The organism is Bacillus cereus group sp. N31 (assembly GCF_016483245.1).
Lineage (GTDB): Bacteria > Bacillota > Bacilli > Bacillales > Bacillaceae_G > Bacillus_A > Bacillus_A toyonensis.
In genome coordinates, this window is record NZ_JAEHCH010000001.1 from 772,369 (window position 1) to 789,230 (window position 16,862).

A 16,862-nucleotide genomic window follows, 5' to 3' on the forward strand; every position below is an offset into this window, starting at 1 on the left:
GTAGGCGTGTATTCGCGTTAAGAATATAAAGAGGGTTTTATACATATGTATAGAATCTACTAGGGTGGTACCGCGGGAGACTTTCTCGTCCCTTTTTGGGATGAGAAGGTCTCTTTTTTATTCCGTTTTTTAAGTATTTCTTTTATACATGTAAGGAGGAATTGATCATGGAGTACAAAAATACATTACTGATGCCAAAAACAGAGTTCCCAATGCGTGGGAATTTACCAAAACGTGAGCCTGCAATGCAAGAAAAATGGGCTGAAATGAATATTTATGAAAAAGTACAAGAACATACAAAAGGCCGTCCTTTATTTGTGTTGCATGATGGACCTCCATATGCGAATGGTGACATTCATATGGGACATGCATTAAATAAAGTGTTAAAAGACTTTATTGTTCGCTATAAGTCAATGACTGGTTTCAGTGCACCATATGTTCCAGGTTGGGATACGCACGGTTTACCAATCGAACAAGCGTTAACGAATAAAGGTGTAAAACGTAAAGAAATGACAGTTGCTGAGTTCCGTAAGTTATGTGCAGAGTATGCATATGAACAAGTAGAACGTCAACGTGAACAATTTAAGCGACTAGGTGTACGTGCGGATTGGGATAATCCATATATTACTTTAGAGCCAGCTTATGAAGCACAACAAATTAAAGTGTTTGGTGATATGGCGAAAAAAGGTTACATCTATAAAGGGCAAAAACCAGTTTACTGGTCTCCAACAAGTGAGTCTGCTTTAGCAGAAGCTGAAATTGAATACCAAGATAAAAAATCAGCATCTATTTATGTAGCGTTCCCTGTAAAAGACGGAAAGAACGTATTAGAAGGTGATGAGAAATTTATCATTTGGACAACAACTCCTTGGACATTACCTGCAAACTTAGGTATTTCTGTTCATCCAGAGCTTGAATATAGCATTGTAAAAGTAAATGACGAGAAATATATTATCGCTTCTGAATTATTTGAGACGGTTGCAAAAACGTTAGAGTGGGAAAATGCTGAAGTTGTGAAAACGGTAAAAGGTAGCGAACTTGAGTATACAGTTGCAAAACACCCATTCTACGAGCGTGATTCATTAGTTATGCTAGGAGATCATGTAACAACAGATGCAGGTACAGGTTGTGTTCATACAGCACCAGGACATGGGGAAGATGACTTCGTTGTTGGTAAAAAGTATGGATTAGAAGTACTTTGCCCAGTTGATGATAAAGGTGTATTAACAAATGAAGCACCTGGATTTGAAGGCTTATTCTATGATAAAGCTAACAAGCCAATTACAGAAAAATTAGAAGAAGTAGGCGCGTTGCTGAAACTAACATTCATTACGCATTCATACCCACATGATTGGAGAACGAAAAAACCAATTATTTTCCGTGCGACAGCACAGTGGTTTGCATCTATTGAAGCATTCCGTAAAGAGTTATTAGAAGCTGTTGCGGAAACGAAATGGGTACCAGCATGGGGCGAAACTCGTCTTCATAACATGGTTCGTGACCGTGGTGACTGGTGTATTTCTCGTCAACGTGCATGGGGTGTGCCAATTCCTGTATTCTATGCTGAGAATGGTGATCCAATTATTACAGATGAAACAATTAACCATGTAGCAGATTTATTCCGTGAACACGGTTCTAACGTATGGTTTGAGCGTGAAGCGAAAGATTTATTACCAGAAGGATTTACACATCCAGGTAGCCCAAATGGTGAATTCCGTAAAGAAACAGATATCATGGATGTATGGTTCGACTCAGGTTCATCTCACCAAGCGGTATTAGAAGAGCGCGATGACTTACAACGTCCAGCTGATTTATATTTAGAAGGATCTGACCAATATCGTGGTTGGTTTAACTCTTCATTATCAACAGCAGTTGCTGTAACAGGTAAAGCTCCATATAAAGGCGTACTAAGCCATGGTTTCGTACTAGATGGTGAAGGACGTAAAATGAGTAAGTCGATTGGAAACATCGTCGTACCGAAGAAAATTATGGATCAATTAGGCGGAGATATTTTACGTTTATGGGTATCATCTGTTGACTATCAATCTGACGTACGTATTTCAGATGATATTTTAAAACAAGTAGCAGAAGTGTATCGTAAAATCCGTAACACATTCCGTTTCTTATTAGGCAACTTAGATGACTTTAAGCCAAGTGAAAACACAGTAGCGGTAGCTGAACTTCGTGAAGTAGATCGTTACATGTTAGTGAAGTTAAATGACTTAATTACAAAAGTAAAAGAAGCATATGAAACATATGACTTTGCTGCTGTATATCATGCTATTCACAACTTCTGTACAATTGATCTAAGTTCATTCTACTTAGACTTTGCAAAAGACATTTTATACATTGAAGGTGCAAATCACGCGGATCGTCGTGCAATTCAAACTGTATTATATGACGTTCTTGTTGCATTAACGAAACTTGTAACACCAATCTTACCTCATACAGCTGATGAAGTATGGCCATATGTTCCAGGTGTAACAGAAGAAAGCGTACAGTTAACTAACATGCCGGAAGCTACAGAAGTAGAGGGTTCGGAAGCGTTAAAAGCGAAATGGGATGCATTTATGACATTACGTGATGACGTATTAAAAGCGTTAGAAGTAGCTCGTAATGAGAAAGTAATTGGTAAGTCATTAAATGCGAGCATTACTCTTTATCCAACTGCAGAAATGAAAGTAATGTTAGAGTCTATTAGCGAAGACTTGAAGCAATTATTCATCGTTTCTGAATATAAACTTGGTGGTATGATGGAAGAAGCTCCAGCAGATGCGCCTAAGTATGAGCATACAGCGGTTGTCGTTTCTCAAGCAACTGGTGAAACATGCGAACGTTGTTGGGTAGTTTCACAAACAATTGGTAAAGATGCTGAACATGAAACATTATGTGAGCGTTGTACATCAGTTGTTAAAGAAAACTATGTAAAATAATAAAAAAACTGACTGCTATTGATGCAGTCAGTTTTTTTATTGATGGTATATCGAAATAACTTTCAGGCTCTTTCCTGTGAAGGAAAAATGTGTGTGAGGTAAGCAAATAAATTTCGGACACACTAACTGTACATTACAGCTAGGAGGAATGTACACGTGAATGAAATTTACATGGAAATAAAAGAAGAATTGCAATTGATGAGAAAAGAGTTGCAAGAGAGACTAGCTAAAGAAGTAATGCACAAATATGATGCTGAGTTCAGCCAAGAGCTTGGATATGAAATTAAGGAAGAGATAAAGAAAAAATTGCTATTACATGATATAAAAGAGGACTTAAAGGATGTAGAACGCGCATTATTTAAAATGGAAATAGATATGTACGGTATTTGTGAAGAGACGGGGAGAGTAATTTCGACAAAGCAAATGAAAACAATGCCGACTGCCCGTACGATTCATGAATTTTTCTATGAAAAGGTAAATGTATGAATACGCACAACGATATTATATTACCTTTTTTTAATTTATTTTATTCTTCTATAAAGGTTCATTGTGAAAAGGTAGCAGCTATGCTAAAATTTTGAGGTACACTGTCTTTGTGGGGGAAATGAAAATGATATATTATGTAATAGCGTTATTTGTCATTGCCATCGATCAAATATCGAAGTGGCTAATTGTAAAGAACATGGAATTGGGTATGAGCATTCCGATAATCGATAATGTATTATACATAACATCACATCGAAATAGAGGAGCTGCCTGGGGGATTTTAGAAAATAAAATGTGGTTTTTCTACATTATTACGGTTGTCTTTGTAGTATTTATCGTAATGTATATGAAAAAATATGCAAAAACAGACAAGCTTCTAGGAATTTCATTAGGTCTAATTTTAGGTGGAGCAATTGGTAACTTTATTGATCGTGTATTTAGACAAGAAGTAGTGGATTTCATTCACGTGTATATTTTCTCGTACAACTATCCAGTATTCAATGTAGCTGATTCAGCGTTATGTATTGGTGTTGTATTAATTATTATTCAAACATTATTAGAAGGCAAGAAAACGAAGGAGTAATTGAATGAGTGAAGTAGTACAGGTAACAGTTGCAGAAGAACAAAAAAGTGAGCGAATCGATAAATTCGTTGCAGAAATTAACAGTGAATGGTCACGTTCACAAGTACAGCAATGGATTAAAGATGATGTTGTAACAGTGAATGGGAAATCGGTAAAAGTAAATTATAAAGTTAAAGAAAATGATGAAATTACAGTAACGATTCCTGATCCGGAAGAGTTAGATATTCAAGCGGAAGATATGAACTTAGAAATTTATTATGAAGATGCAGATGTACTTGTTGTAAATAAGCCACGTGGTATGGTTGTACATCCAGCACCAGGTCATACAAGTGGCACACTTGTGAATGGTCTTATGCATCATTGTACAGATTTATCAGGCATTAACGGTGTAATGCGTCCTGGTATCGTGCATCGTATTGATAAAGATACATCTGGCCTATTAATGGTTGCTAAAAATGATATGGCACACGAATCACTTGTAAATCAACTTGTAGCAAAAACAGTAACAAGACGTTACAAAGCGATTGTACACGGTGTTATTCCGCATGATAAGGGAACGATTGATGCTCCGATTGCTCGTGATAAGAAAGAACGTCAAAGTATGACAGTTGATGAAAATGGTAAGCATGCTGTTACGCATTTCCAAGTGTTAGAGCGTTTCAAAGATTTCACACTTGTAGAATGTCGCTTAGAAACAGGACGTACACACCAAATTCGTGTTCATATGAAATATATTGGCTATCCACTTGCAGGAGATCCAAAGTATGGACCAAAGAAAACATTAGACATGAATGGACAGGCACTTCATGCAGGTATTTTAGGATTTGACCACCCTCGTACTGGTGAATATATTCAGTTTGAGGCACCGATTCCAGAAGTGTTTGAAGAGACTTTAAATATTTTACGGAAATAGTATTGACAAATCATGAGAAAACTGAGATACTGACAACAGTTAAATAATGATCCTTTAACACAGCCCCGTGAGGTTGAGAAGGTAACGGTTTGAAATACTTAGGGTATGTTGTACCCTTTTTTTCAAAAGTCCTCTCGCACACGCTGAGAGGACTTTTTTTATACCATTACTCTCACGCAAGAAAAATAGCTTGGAGGTGTAGAGCATGCAGGAAAAAGCTGTCGTTTTAGATGACCAAATGATTCGCCGCGCTTTAACACGAATTAGTCATGAAATCGTGGAACGAAATAAAGGTGTCGATAATTGTGTTCTTGTCGGAATTAAAACACGTGGAATTTTTATTGCACAACGTTTGGCAGAACGAATTGGTCAAATTGAAGGAAAAGAGATGGAAGTAGGAGAGTTAGATATAACTTTATATCGTGATGACTTAACACTTCAATCAAAGAATAAAGAACCACTAGTAAAAGGTTCAGATATTCCAGTAGATATTACGAAGAAAAAAGTAATCCTTGTAGATGATGTATTGTATACAGGAAGAACAGTTCGAGCTGCGATGGATGCTCTTATGGATTTAGGAAGACCATCACAAATTCAATTAGCTGTTCTTGTAGATAGAGGACATCGTGAATTACCAATTCGCGCTGATTATGTAGGAAAGAACATTCCAACATCAAGTGAAGAGCGTATCGAAGTTGATTTGCAAGAGACAGATCAACAAGATCGAGTAAGTATATACGATAAGTAAAGCCCTTTTAAATGTAGTCCTGTGAGGCTGCCAAAGGGTCTTGGCTTTCATATGTCGAATTTGGCATACGAAAGTATAGGACTCTTTGTGCACAGGCACAAAGAGTTTTTTTATTGCAAAGATTTAAACTGAAGGAGGATGTAACAATGGAACAAAAGCCAGTGTTAGACGTTAATGAAGTACCGAAACCGGGAAAATGGTTATTTTTAAGTATACAACATTTGTTCGCGATGTTTGGATCAACAGTGCTTGTTCCATTTTTAACAGGATTGAATCCGTCAGTAGCGTTAATATCAAGTGGATTAGGAACGCTAGCGTTTCTTCTTATAACGAAAGGTCAAGTACCTGCGTATTTAGGATCATCATTCGCCTTTATCGCACCGATTATTGCAGCAAAAACAGCAGGTGGCCCCGGAGCAGCGATGCTTGGTGGTTTACTTGCAGGACTGGTGTACATCTTAATTTCAATCGGAATTAAGAAATCTGGATCAGCGTGGATTATGAAATTACTTCCGCCAATCGTAGTTGGTCCGGTAGTAATGGTAATCGGTTTAGCTTTAGCACATACAGCAGTGAACATGGCGATGAACGGTACGGATGGTAAGTATAGCATTACACACTTTTCAGTAGCACTAGTAACATTAGCAATTACAATCATTTGCTCCATATTTGGAAGAGGATTTTTCAGCATCATACCGGTGTTACTTGGAATCATCGGCGGATATATCTTCGCTTACTTCCAAGGGCTAGTAGATTTAAAACCGGTAGCTGAGGCGAAATGGTTTGTCGTACCTGATTTCACAGTACCGTTTGTAACATACACACCAGAGTTTTCGTGGAAGATTGTACTCTTAATGGTGCCAGTAGCACTAGTAACAATTTCAGAACATATCGGACATCAAATTGTACTTGGAAATGTTATTAAAAGAGATTTAATTGAAAAACCAGGTTTACACCGTTCAATCTTTGGGGATGGGGTAGCAACATTAATCGCATCACTAATCGGTGGACCACCGAATACAACATACGGTGAAAACATCGGTGTGCTAGCAATTACGAGAGCGTACAGTGTATACTTATTCATCGGTTCAGCAGTATTCGCAATCATGTTTGGATTTATCGGGAAGATTTCAGCACTGATCCACTCGATTCCAACACCAGTTATGGGTGGTGTATCAATCTTACTATTCGGTGTAATCGCATCAAGTGGTTTACGCATGATGGTAGATGATAGAACAGATTTAAGTGACAAACGAAACTTAATGATTGCATCAGTTATACTAGTAATTGGTATTGGCGGAGCGGTACTTCACGTAGGAGAATCGTTCCAAGTAGAAGGAATGGCACTAGCAGCAATTGTAGGTGTACTGTTAAATCTACTACTACCAGAAACGAAACAAATAAAACAATCTAAGCAGATTGCTTCATAAAAACAACCTTTTAATTCAGTCCTGTGAGACAGAAAAGGGTGGCTTCTTCGTTGCACCCTAGTCTCACACGACTAGGGTATTTTTATACAAATGTTGTTATAAATATCCATAAATGCTATGATAAAAATCAGAAAGATGAGGGATGACGATGAGCCATTTGTTAACGATGAGTGAATTATCGGAACTAGAAATTTCAGAAATCCTAAAAGACGCAGAAGATTTCGCGAATGGGAAAGAGAGCAAAACAACAGAGCAAACTTTTGTTGCGAACTTGTTCTTTGAGAATAGTACGAGAACGAGATTTAGCTTCGAAGTTGCTGAGAAGAGATTGGGACTTGACGTATTAAACTTTTCAGCAGATTCATCTAGCGTACAAAAAGGAGAAACGTTATACGACACGATAAAAACACTGGAATCAATCGGAACAAAAGCGGTAGTCATCCGCCACGAGCAAGATCGTTACTTTGATGAGCTAAAAGATCAAGTAAACATTCCAATCTTAAATGCTGGAGATGGATGCGGAAATCATCCAACGCAATGTCTGCTCGACCTTCTAACAATTAAACAAGAGTTTGGAAGTTTTGAAGGTTTAAAGATTGCAATTGTTGGAGATATTCGCCATAGCCGAGTAGCACGATCCAATGCTGAAACATTAACGAAGCTTGGGGCAACGATTTATTTTGCAAGCCCAGAAGAGTGGAAAGATGAAAAAAACACATTTGGAACGTACAAAAACTTAGATGAGCTAGTTCCAGAAGTTGATGTAATGATGTTACTTCGTGTACAGCATGAGCGTCATGATCATTATGAAACAGACATTATGAAAGAGTATCATGAAAAACACGGATTAACGCTTGAAAGAGAAAAACGTATGAAAGAAGGAAGCATTATTATGCATCCAGCTCCTTTCAACCGGGATGTGGAAATTGCAAGTGAACTTGTTGAGTGTGAGCGTTCACGCATATTTAAACAAATGGAAAATGGAGTTTACGTAAGAATGGCTGTACTAAAACGCGCCTTACCAAATGTATTAGGAGGAATGAAACATGAATTATTTGTTTAAAAATGGTCGTTATATGAATGAAGAAGGAATAATTGTAGCAACAGATCTTCTCGTACAAGACGGTAAAATTGCGAAAGTAGCAGAAAATATTACGGCAGATAATGCTGAAGTAATCGATGTGAACGGAAAGTTAATTGCACCTGGATTAGTAGATGTACATGTACATCTTCGTGAGCCAGGTGGTGAACATAAAGAAACAATTGCAACAGGCACACTAGCAGCGGCAAAAGGTGGATTCACTACAATTTGCGCAATGCCAAATACACGTCCAGTACCAGATTGCAGGGAACATATGGAAGACTTACAAAAACGTATTAAAGAAAAAGCACACGTAAATGTATTACCATATGGAGCAATTACAGTACGTCAAGCAGGTTCTGAAATGACAGATTTCGAAACGTTAAAAGAGCTTGGAGCATTCGCTTTCACTGATGATGGAGTAGGCGTACAAGATGCTAGCATGATGCTAGCTGCTATGAAGCGTGCAGCGAAGTTGAATATGGCAGTAGTTGCACACTGTGAAGAAAATACACTTATTAATAAAGGTTGTGTACATGAAGGGAAGTTTTCTGAGAAACACGGATTAAACGGTATCCCATCAGTATGTGAATCTGTACATATTGCAAGGGATATACTGCTTGCTGAAGCGGCAGATTGTCACTATCACGTATGTCACGTAAGTACGAAAGGGTCTGTACGTGTAATCCGTGATGCAAAACGTGCTGGAATTAAAGTAACAGCAGAAGTAACACCGCATCACTTAGTGTTATGTGAAGATGATATCCCATCAGCTGATCCTAACTTTAAAATGAACCCACCGCTTCGTGGAAAAGAAGACCACGCAGCGTTAATTGAAGGGCTATTAGATGGAACGATCGATATGATCGCAACTGACCATGCACCGCATACAGCGGAAGAGAAAGCACAAGGAATTGAAAGAGCACCATTCGGAATTACTGGTTTTGAAACAGCATTCCCACTTCTATACACAAACCTTGTGAAAAAAGGAATTATTACATTAGAACAGTTAATTCAATTCTTAACAGAAAAACCAGCTGATACATTCGGGTTAGAAGCAGGTCGCCTGAAAGAAGGTAGAGTAGCTGATATTACAATCATTGATTTAGAACAAGAAGAAGAGATTGATCCAACAACATTCTTATCAAAAGGAAAAAATACACCATTCGCAGGTTGGAAATGCCAAGGATGGCCGGTAATGACAATCGTTGGCGGTAAGATCGCATGGCAAAAGGAGAGTGCATTAGTATGAAAAGACAACTTATCTTAGAAGATGGAACAGTATTAATTGGAAAAGGTTTCGGAGGCGAAATCGAAAAGTCAGGTGAGGTTGTATTTACAACAGGAATGACTGGATATCAAGAAACATTATCTGATCCATCATATTGCGGTCAAATCGTAACATTTACGTACCCATTAATCGGAAACTACGGCATTAACCGTGACGATTTTGAATCCATTCACCCATCTGTAAATGGTTTAATCGTAAATGAAATTTGTGATCATCCATCAAACTTCCGTAATGAAATTTCGTTAAATGATTACTTAAAAGAAAGAAACATTCCAGGATTAGCAGGAATTGATACGAGAAAATTAACGAGAAAAATTCGTCAATACGGTACATTACGCGGACGACTTTGTAACATGGATGCAGATGTCGAGTACATTGTGGGCCAATTAAAAGCGACAGTATTTACAGATCATGTAAAACGCGTATCAACGAAAGACCCATACCCAAGCCCAGGCCGTGGTCATCGAGTTGTACTTGTAGACTTCGGAATGAAACATGGTATTTTAAGAGAATTAAATAAGCGTGACTGTGATGTAATTGTAGTACCTTACAATACAACAGCAGAAGAGATTTTACGCCTTAGCCCAGATGGAATTATGTTAAGTAATGGACCTGGGGATCCAAAAGATGTACCAGAAGCAATTGAAATGTTAAAAGACATTATCGGTAAAGTTCCTTTATTCGGGATTTGCTTAGGACATCAGTTATTCGCATTAGCATCTGGTGCAAATACAAGTAAGTTGAAGTTCGGTCATCGTGGTTTAAATCATCCAGTAAAAAATCTTGCAACTGGAAAAGTAGCAATTACTTCTCAAAACCATGGATACGCAGTAGAAGAAGAGTCAGTTGAAAATACAAATCTTGAAATTACACATGTTGCTTTAAATGATGGAACAGTAGAAGGTCTTCGTCATACGAAGTTTCCAGCATTTACAGTACAATACCATCCAGAAGCTTCAGCGGGACCAGAAGATGCAAATGATTTATTCGAAGATTTCTTAGAAATGATTGAAAACTTCAAGAAAGAAGGGGAAGAGTTATGCCAAAACGCCTAGACATTAACACAATTTTAGTAATCGGATCAGGACCAATTGTAATTGGGCAAGCAGCAGAGTTTGATTACTCTGGTACACAAGCTTGTCAATCTCTTAGAGAAGAAGGTTACAAAGTAATCCTTGTTAACTCTAACCCAGCAACAATTATGACAGATACTGCAACAGCAGATAAAGTATATATAGAACCATTAACATTAGAATTCGTAAGCCGTATCATTCGTAAAGAACGTCCAGATGCAATCCTACCAACATTAGGTGGTCAAACAGGCCTAAATATGGCTGTTGAACTTGCGAAATCAGGCATACTTGAAGAATGCGGAGTTGAAATTTTAGGAACAAAATTATCAGCAATTGAGCAAGCGGAAGATCGTGATTTATTCCGTACATTAATGCAGGAATTAAATGAACCAATTCCATCTAGTACCATTATTCATACGCTAGAAGAAGCACATGAATTTGTAAAAGAAATTGGTTATCCAGTTATTGTTCGCCCAGCATTTACAATGGGGGGAACAGGTGGCGGAATCTGCAGTAATGAAGAAGAACTAATTGAAATCGTATCAGGTGGATTAAAACATAGTCCAGTAACACAATGTTTATTAGAAAAGAGCATTGCTGGTTGTAAGGAAATTGAATATGAAGTAATGCGTGATTCGAATGATAACGCGATTGTAGTATGTAACATGGAAAATATCGATCCAGTTGGGGTTCACACAGGTGATTCAATCGTTGTAGCGCCGAGTCAAACATTAAGTGACCGTGAGTATCAAATGTTACGAAACACTTCATTACGAATTATTCGTGCATTAGGAATCGAAGGTGGCTGTAACGTTCAGCTTGCACTAGATCCGCATAGCTTCCAATACTATGTAATCGAAGTAAATCCGCGTGTGAGTCGTTCATCTGCACTAGCATCTAAAGCAACTGGATATCCAATTGCGAAGTTAGCAGCGAAAATTGCAGTCGGTTTAACATTAGATGAAATTGTAAATCCAGTAACACAAAAAACATACGCTTGTTTCGAACCAGCATTAGACTATGTTGTTTCAAAAATTCCGCGCTGGCCATTTGATAAGTTTGAATCAGCAAACAGAACGCTTGGAACGCAGATGAAAGCAACTGGTGAAGTTATGTCAATCGGACGTAACTTAGAGCAATCATTATTAAAAGCGGTTCGTTCTTTAGAGCTAGGGATTTATCACTTAGAATTAGACCATTTAAAAGAACTTGATAAAGAAACAATGAAAAAACGTATTATAAAAGCTGACGATGAGCGTCTGTTCGTTGTAGCAGAAGCAATCCGTCAAGGTGTAACGAAAGAAGAAATTAATTCATGGTGTGAAATGGACTTCTTCTTCTTACAAAAAATTGAAAACATCGTAAACATGGAACACGAAGTAAAAGAAAATGCAGGAAATATGGAAGTGTTACAATCTGCAAAAGAAATGGGATTCAGTGATCATTACATCGCCAATGCTTGGAACAAAACAGAGCGTGAAATTTACGATATGCGTAAAGAAAGTAATATGACTCCTGTTTATAAAATGGTAGATACTTGTGCGGCAGAGTTTGAATCTGCAACACCTTACTACTACAGCACATACGGTGACGAGAATGAATCGGTTATAACAGATCGTAAGAGTGTGGTTGTACTAGGGTCTGGTCCAATCCGTATCGGTCAAGGTGTTGAGTTTGACTACGCAACAGTTCACTCTGTATGGGCAATTAAAGAAGCTGGATATGAGGCAATCATTGTAAATAACAACCCAGAAACAGTTTCAACAGACTTTAGTATTTCTGACAAATTATACTTTGAACCATTAACGATTGAAGATGTAATGCACATTATCGATTTAGAAAAGCCAGAAGGTGTTATCGTTCAGTTCGGTGGACAAACGGCAATTAACTTAGCGGCGAAATTAGAAGAACACGGTGTGAAAATTTTAGGAACATCACTTGAAGATTTAGACCGCGCAGAAGATCGAGATAAATTCGAAGCTGCATTAACAAAATTAGGCATCCCGCAACCAGTTGGTAAAACAGCAACAACTGTAGAACAAGCGGTAGCAATCGCTGAAGAAATTGGTTACCCAGTATTAGTAAGGCCATCTTACGTACTAGGTGGACGTGCGATGGAAATCGTATATCGTCAAGAAGAACTACTGCACTACATGAAAAATGCAGTTAAAGTTCATGCAGAGCATCCGGTATTAATCGACCGTTACATGGTTGGTAAAGAAATTGAAGTAGATGCAATTTCAGACGGTGAGAATGTGTTCATTCCAGGTATTATGGAACATATTGAACGCGCTGGAGTTCACTCTGGGGATTCAATTGGAGTATATCCACCACAAAGCTTATCTGACGAACTAAAAGAACAAATTATTGAACATACAATTGCACTTGGAAAAGGATTAAACATTGTTGGATTACTAAATATCCAGTTTGTAGTATTCAAAGATCAAGTGTATGTAATTGAAGTAAACCCACGTGCGAGCCGTACAGTACCATTCTTAAGTAAAATTACAGGCGTACCGATGGCGAATGTTGCAACGAAAGTTATTTTAGGTCAAAACCTAATAGAGCAAGGATACGGAACGGGCTATCACCCAGAAGAGAAAGAAGTGTATGTAAAAGCACCAGTATTCTCATTTGCGAAACTACGCTCAGTTGATACAACATTAGGACCTGAAATGAAATCAACAGGGGAAGTAATGGGGAAAGACTTAACGCTTGAAAAAGCATTATACAAAGGGCTAGTTGCCTCAGGAATTAACATCCCAACGCACGGATCCGTAATCATCACTGTAGCGGATAAAGATAAAGAAGAGGCGATGGAAATTGCAAAACGTTTCCATGAAATCGGCTATAACTTATTAGCAACAGCTGGAACGGCACAAACATTAGCAGAGCAAAATATCCCAGTACAAGTTGTAAACAAAATTGATTCTGAAGACTACAACTTACTAGATATTATCCGCCAAGGAAAAGCACAGTTTGTAATCAATACATTAACAAAAGGAAAACAACCAGCGCGTGATGGTTTCCGCATTCGCCGTGAATCAGTAGAAAACGGTGTGGCTTGCTTAACATCACTTGATACAACGAGAGCAATCTTACGAGTATTAGAATCTATGACATTCTCAGCTCATTCAATGAAAGAAATTACGCAAACAAAGCGTCACGAGGTGGTACATGCATGATGCAAAAGCAAAATATGATTGTCGTTAACCAAAAAGAAATCGCAAAAAACATTTACGAATTAGTGCTTCAAGGAACGTTAGTACAGCAAATGAACGAACCAGGGCAGTTTGTACACATTAAGGTAGCAGAGGGCATTGCGCCCCTTCTGCGCCGCCCGATTAGTATTTGTAATGTAGATCAAGAGAAGAACGAGTTTACAATGCTATATCGTGCGGAAGGACAAGGGACAAAAACATTAGCAACTAGAAAACAAGGTGAAATGGTAGATGTACTAGGACCACTAGGACACGGTTTTCCTGTAGAAGAAGCAGAAACAGGACAAACGGCTTTATTAGTAGGCGGGGGAATTGGGGTACCACCACTTTATGAATTATCACAGCGCCTCGTTGCAAAAGGTGTACGTGTGATTCACATCTTAGGTTTTCAAACTAAAGATGTTGTTTTCTATGAAGAAAAATTTGCAGAACTTGGTGATACGTACGTTGCAACAGTAGACGGCACATACGGTACAAAGGGATTTGTTACAGATGTAATTGATAATTACGGAATCGACTTTGACATTCTTTATTCATGTGGCCCGTTAGCGATGCTTCGTGCATTAGAAGGACGTTACAAAGAGAAAAAAGCCTATATTTCATTAGAAGAACGTATGGGTTGTGGTATTGGAGCTTGTTTCGCATGTGTATGCCACTTACAAGAAGATCCAAGTGGACATTCTTACAAGAAGGTGTGTAGCGACGGACCAGTATTTCCAATTGGGGAGGTTGTACTATGAACAGATTGCAAGTTGAATTACCAGGATTGTCATTAAAAAATCCAATTATACCGGCATCTGGATGCTTTGGATTTGGTCGTGAATATGCACAGTTTTACGATTTAAGTGTACTAGGATCAATCATGATTAAAGCGACGACAGAACAACCACGTTATGGAAATCCGACGCCGCGTGTTGCTGAAACACCAGGCGGCATGTTAAATGCAATCGGACTTCAAAACCCAGGTTTAGAAAAAGTAATGAATTCTGAATTACCATGGTTAGAACAATTTGATCTTCCAATCATTGCGAATGTTGCGGGCTCACAAGCTGAGGATTACGTAGCAGTTGCAAAGGAAATTTCTAAAGCGCCTAATGTCCATGCACTAGAATTAAATATTTCTTGTCCGAACGTAAAAACAGGTGGTATCGCTTTTGGTACAAATCCTGAAATTGCTGCTGATTTAACGAAGCGAGTAAAAGAGGTTTCTGAAGTACCTGTATACGTGAAATTGTCACCGAACGTGGCAAACATTGTGGAAATTGCAAAAGCGATTGAAAATGCAGGTGCAGATGGTTTAACGATGATTAATACATTGCTTGGTATGCGTCTAGATTTAAAAACAGCTCAACCAATTTTAGCAAACCGTACGGGCGGACTATCAGGTCCTGCGATTAAGCCAGTAGCAATTCGTATGGTACATGAAGTAAGCCAAGCGGTTAACATTCCAATTATCGGAATGGGTGGTATTGAGTCAGCAGAAGATGTAATTGAGTTCTTCTACGCTGGTGCAAGCGCAGTTGCAGTAGGTACAGCGAACTTCATAGATCCGTTCGTATGTCCGACAATTATTGAAGAGTTACCAGCATTACTAGATGAATTAGGATTTGATCACATTTCGGAATGTCAAGGAAGGAGCTGGAAGCAAACATGTCACAGTCGTTAATCGTTGCACTAGATTTTCCGGGGAAACAAGATGTAGAACAATTCTTGCGCCACTTTGAAGGGGAAGAGTTATTTGTCAAAGTTGGTATGGAGTTATTTTACAAAGAAGGCCCTGCGATTATTACGTACTTAAAAGAAAAAGGACATAAAATCTTTCTAGATTTAAAACTTCATGATATTCCGAATACAGTAAAAAGCGCTATGCGTAGCCTAGCTAGTCTAGATGTTGATATGGTAAATGTTCATGCTGCTGGGGGAAGCAGTATGATGAAAGCTGCGATTGAGGGATTAGAGGAAGGTAAGCAAGCAGGAAAAGAGAGACCGATTTGTATTGCAGTTACACAACTAACAAGCACTTCGGAAGCTATGATGAAAAAAGAGATCGGCATTGAGAAAACGTTAGAAGAAGCGGTTGCTCATTATGCAAAATTAACGAAAGAAAGTGGACTTGATGGAGTTGTTTGTTCAACACTTGAAGTTCCAAAATTACGTGAAGTATGCGGGAATGAATTTGTAACAGTAACACCGGGGATTCGTCTTGCAAGCGATGATGTGAATGATCAGGTGCGCGTAGCAACACCGAAACGTGCGAGGGAACTTGGCTCGAGCTATATCGTAGTTGGACGTAGTATTACAAAAGCAGAAAATCCGTTTGAAGCGTATAAAACAGTAAAACAACAGTGGGAAGGTGTAACAGTATGAAAAAAGAAATCGCATCGCATTTATTAGAAATTGGAGCAGTATTTTTACAACCGAATGATCCATTCACATGGTCTTCTGGTATGAAATCACCAATTTATTGTGATAACCGCTTAACTTTATCTTATCCAAAAGTACGTCAAGCGATTGCAGCTGGATTAGAAGAGTTAATTAAAGAGCACTTCCCAGCTGTAGAAGTTATTGCAGGAACAGCAACTGCTGGTATTGCGCACGCTGCATGGGTAAGCGATCGTATGGATTTACCAATGTGCTACGTACGTAGTAAAGCAAAAGGTCACGGTAAAGGGAATCAAATCGAAGGAAAAGCTGAAAAAGGTCAGAAAGTAGTAGTAGTAGAAGACTTAATTTCAACTGGCGGCAGTGCAATTACATGTGTAGAAGCACTTCGCGAAGCTGGTTGTGAAGTATTAGGAATCGTATCAATCTTCACATACGAGCTTGAGTCAGGAAAAGAGAAACTAGAAGCAGCAAACGTAGCATCATATTCTTTAAGTGATTACAGTGCATTAACTGAAGTTGCAGCAGAAAAAGGTATGATCGGACAAGCTGAAACGAAAAAATTACAAGAGTGGCGTAAAAATCCAGCTAATGAGGCTTGGATCACAGCGTAATATGAAAAAAGACGACTGCGGGGGAACGCGTGGTCTTATCCCTGTCAAGTAGACAGTATTAAAAAGACTAAGCAGCCATCGAGATTCGATATTCTATCGGAGCTCGA

General features: G+C 38.5%; 14 protein-coding genes and 1 other annotated feature (1 of these 15 running past the window's edge). All 14 genes read left to right on the forward strand.

All coding sequences use genetic code 11. The features are described from left to right. Positions 1 to 96: a binding site (T-box leader), on the forward strand; it begins 129 nt to the left of the window's first position. Positions 97 to 167: 71 nt separating this feature from the next. The 14 genes from ileS2 (at position 168) to pyrE (ending at position 16,755) form a co-directional block, all read left to right on the forward strand. Next, entirely contained in the window at positions 168 to 2,933 is a 2,766-nt protein-coding gene (gene ileS2 / locus JDS81_RS04200) for an isoleucine--tRNA ligase (protein ID WP_097954267.1), read from the forward strand. A gap of 156 nt (positions 2,934 to 3,089) precedes the next feature. Continuing rightward, positions 3,090 to 3,419, forward strand: coding sequence for a TraR/DksA C4-type zinc finger protein (locus tag JDS81_RS04205; protein WP_001002952.1), 330 nt, complete (start codon positions 3,090 to 3,092; stop codon positions 3,417 to 3,419). A gap of 124 nt (positions 3,420 to 3,543) precedes the next feature. After that, a complete protein-coding gene (lspA, locus tag JDS81_RS04210) occupies positions 3,544 to 4,002 on the forward strand; it encodes a lipoprotein signal peptidase LspA (protein WP_000642175.1) in 459 nt (152 codons plus the stop codon). Between the two features lie 4 nt (positions 4,003 to 4,006). Next, positions 4,007 to 4,915: an RluA family pseudouridine synthase gene (locus JDS81_RS04215; protein ID WP_000005848.1), complete on the forward strand. Its 909-nt coding sequence runs from the start codon at positions 4,007 to 4,009 to the stop codon at positions 4,913 to 4,915. Positions 4,916 to 5,120: 205 nt separating this feature from the next. Next, on the forward strand, positions 5,121 to 5,663 hold the full coding sequence (gene pyrR / locus JDS81_RS04220; RefSeq protein ID WP_001156491.1) for a bifunctional pyrimidine operon transcriptional regulator/uracil phosphoribosyltransferase: 543 nt from the start codon (positions 5,121 to 5,123) through the stop codon (positions 5,661 to 5,663). A 146-nt stretch (positions 5,664 to 5,809) separates the two neighbouring features. After that, the gene (uraA, locus tag JDS81_RS04225; protein WP_140158506.1) at positions 5,810 to 7,093 is read left to right on the forward strand and encodes a uracil permease; all 1,284 of its coding nucleotides are present in this window, start codon (positions 5,810 to 5,812) and stop codon (positions 7,091 to 7,093) included. Positions 7,094 to 7,241: 148 nt separating this feature from the next. After that, positions 7,242 to 8,156: an aspartate carbamoyltransferase gene (gene pyrB, locus JDS81_RS04230; protein WP_000018838.1), complete on the forward strand. Its 915-nt coding sequence runs from the start codon at positions 7,242 to 7,244 to the stop codon at positions 8,154 to 8,156. After that, positions 8,140 to 9,426: a dihydroorotase gene (pyrC, locus tag JDS81_RS04235; protein ID WP_001108362.1), complete on the forward strand. Its 1,287-nt coding sequence runs from the start codon at positions 8,140 to 8,142 to the stop codon at positions 9,424 to 9,426. Before pyrB ends, pyrC begins: the two co-directional genes overlap by 17 nt. After that, positions 9,423 to 10,520, forward strand: a complete 1,098-nt coding sequence (locus JDS81_RS04240) for a carbamoyl phosphate synthase small subunit (protein WP_000828665.1) — start codon at positions 9,423 to 9,425, stop codon at positions 10,518 to 10,520. The genes pyrC and JDS81_RS04240 overlap by 4 nt, the downstream gene beginning before the upstream one ends. After that, positions 10,505 to 13,723, forward strand: a complete 3,219-nt coding sequence (gene carB, locus JDS81_RS04245) for a carbamoyl-phosphate synthase large subunit (protein ID WP_001126140.1) — start codon at positions 10,505 to 10,507, stop codon at positions 13,721 to 13,723. Before JDS81_RS04240 ends, carB begins: the two co-directional genes overlap by 16 nt. Further along, a complete protein-coding gene (pyrK, locus tag JDS81_RS04250; protein WP_097954266.1) occupies positions 13,720 to 14,499 on the forward strand; it encodes a dihydroorotate oxidase B electron transfer subunit in 780 nt (259 codons plus the stop codon). The genes carB and pyrK overlap by 4 nt, the downstream gene beginning before the upstream one ends. Next, positions 14,496 to 15,425 (forward strand): dihydroorotate oxidase B catalytic subunit, encoded by a 930-nt coding sequence (gene pyrD, locus JDS81_RS04255; RefSeq protein WP_001081058.1) that lies wholly within the window; start codon positions 14,496 to 14,498, stop codon positions 15,423 to 15,425. The genes pyrK and pyrD overlap by 4 nt, the downstream gene beginning before the upstream one ends. Further along, positions 15,410 to 16,126 carry an orotidine-5'-phosphate decarboxylase gene (gene pyrF / locus JDS81_RS04260; RefSeq protein ID WP_097954265.1) on the forward strand — a complete coding sequence of 239 codons (717 nt, stop codon included), beginning with the start codon at positions 15,410 to 15,412 and terminating at the stop codon, positions 16,124 to 16,126. Before pyrD ends, pyrF begins: the two co-directional genes overlap by 16 nt. Then, on the forward strand, positions 16,123 to 16,755 hold the full coding sequence (gene pyrE / locus JDS81_RS04265; protein WP_000711439.1) for an orotate phosphoribosyltransferase: 633 nt from the start codon (positions 16,123 to 16,125) through the stop codon (positions 16,753 to 16,755). Before pyrF ends, pyrE begins: the two co-directional genes overlap by 4 nt. Positions 16,756 to 16,862: the final 107 nt, after the last annotated feature.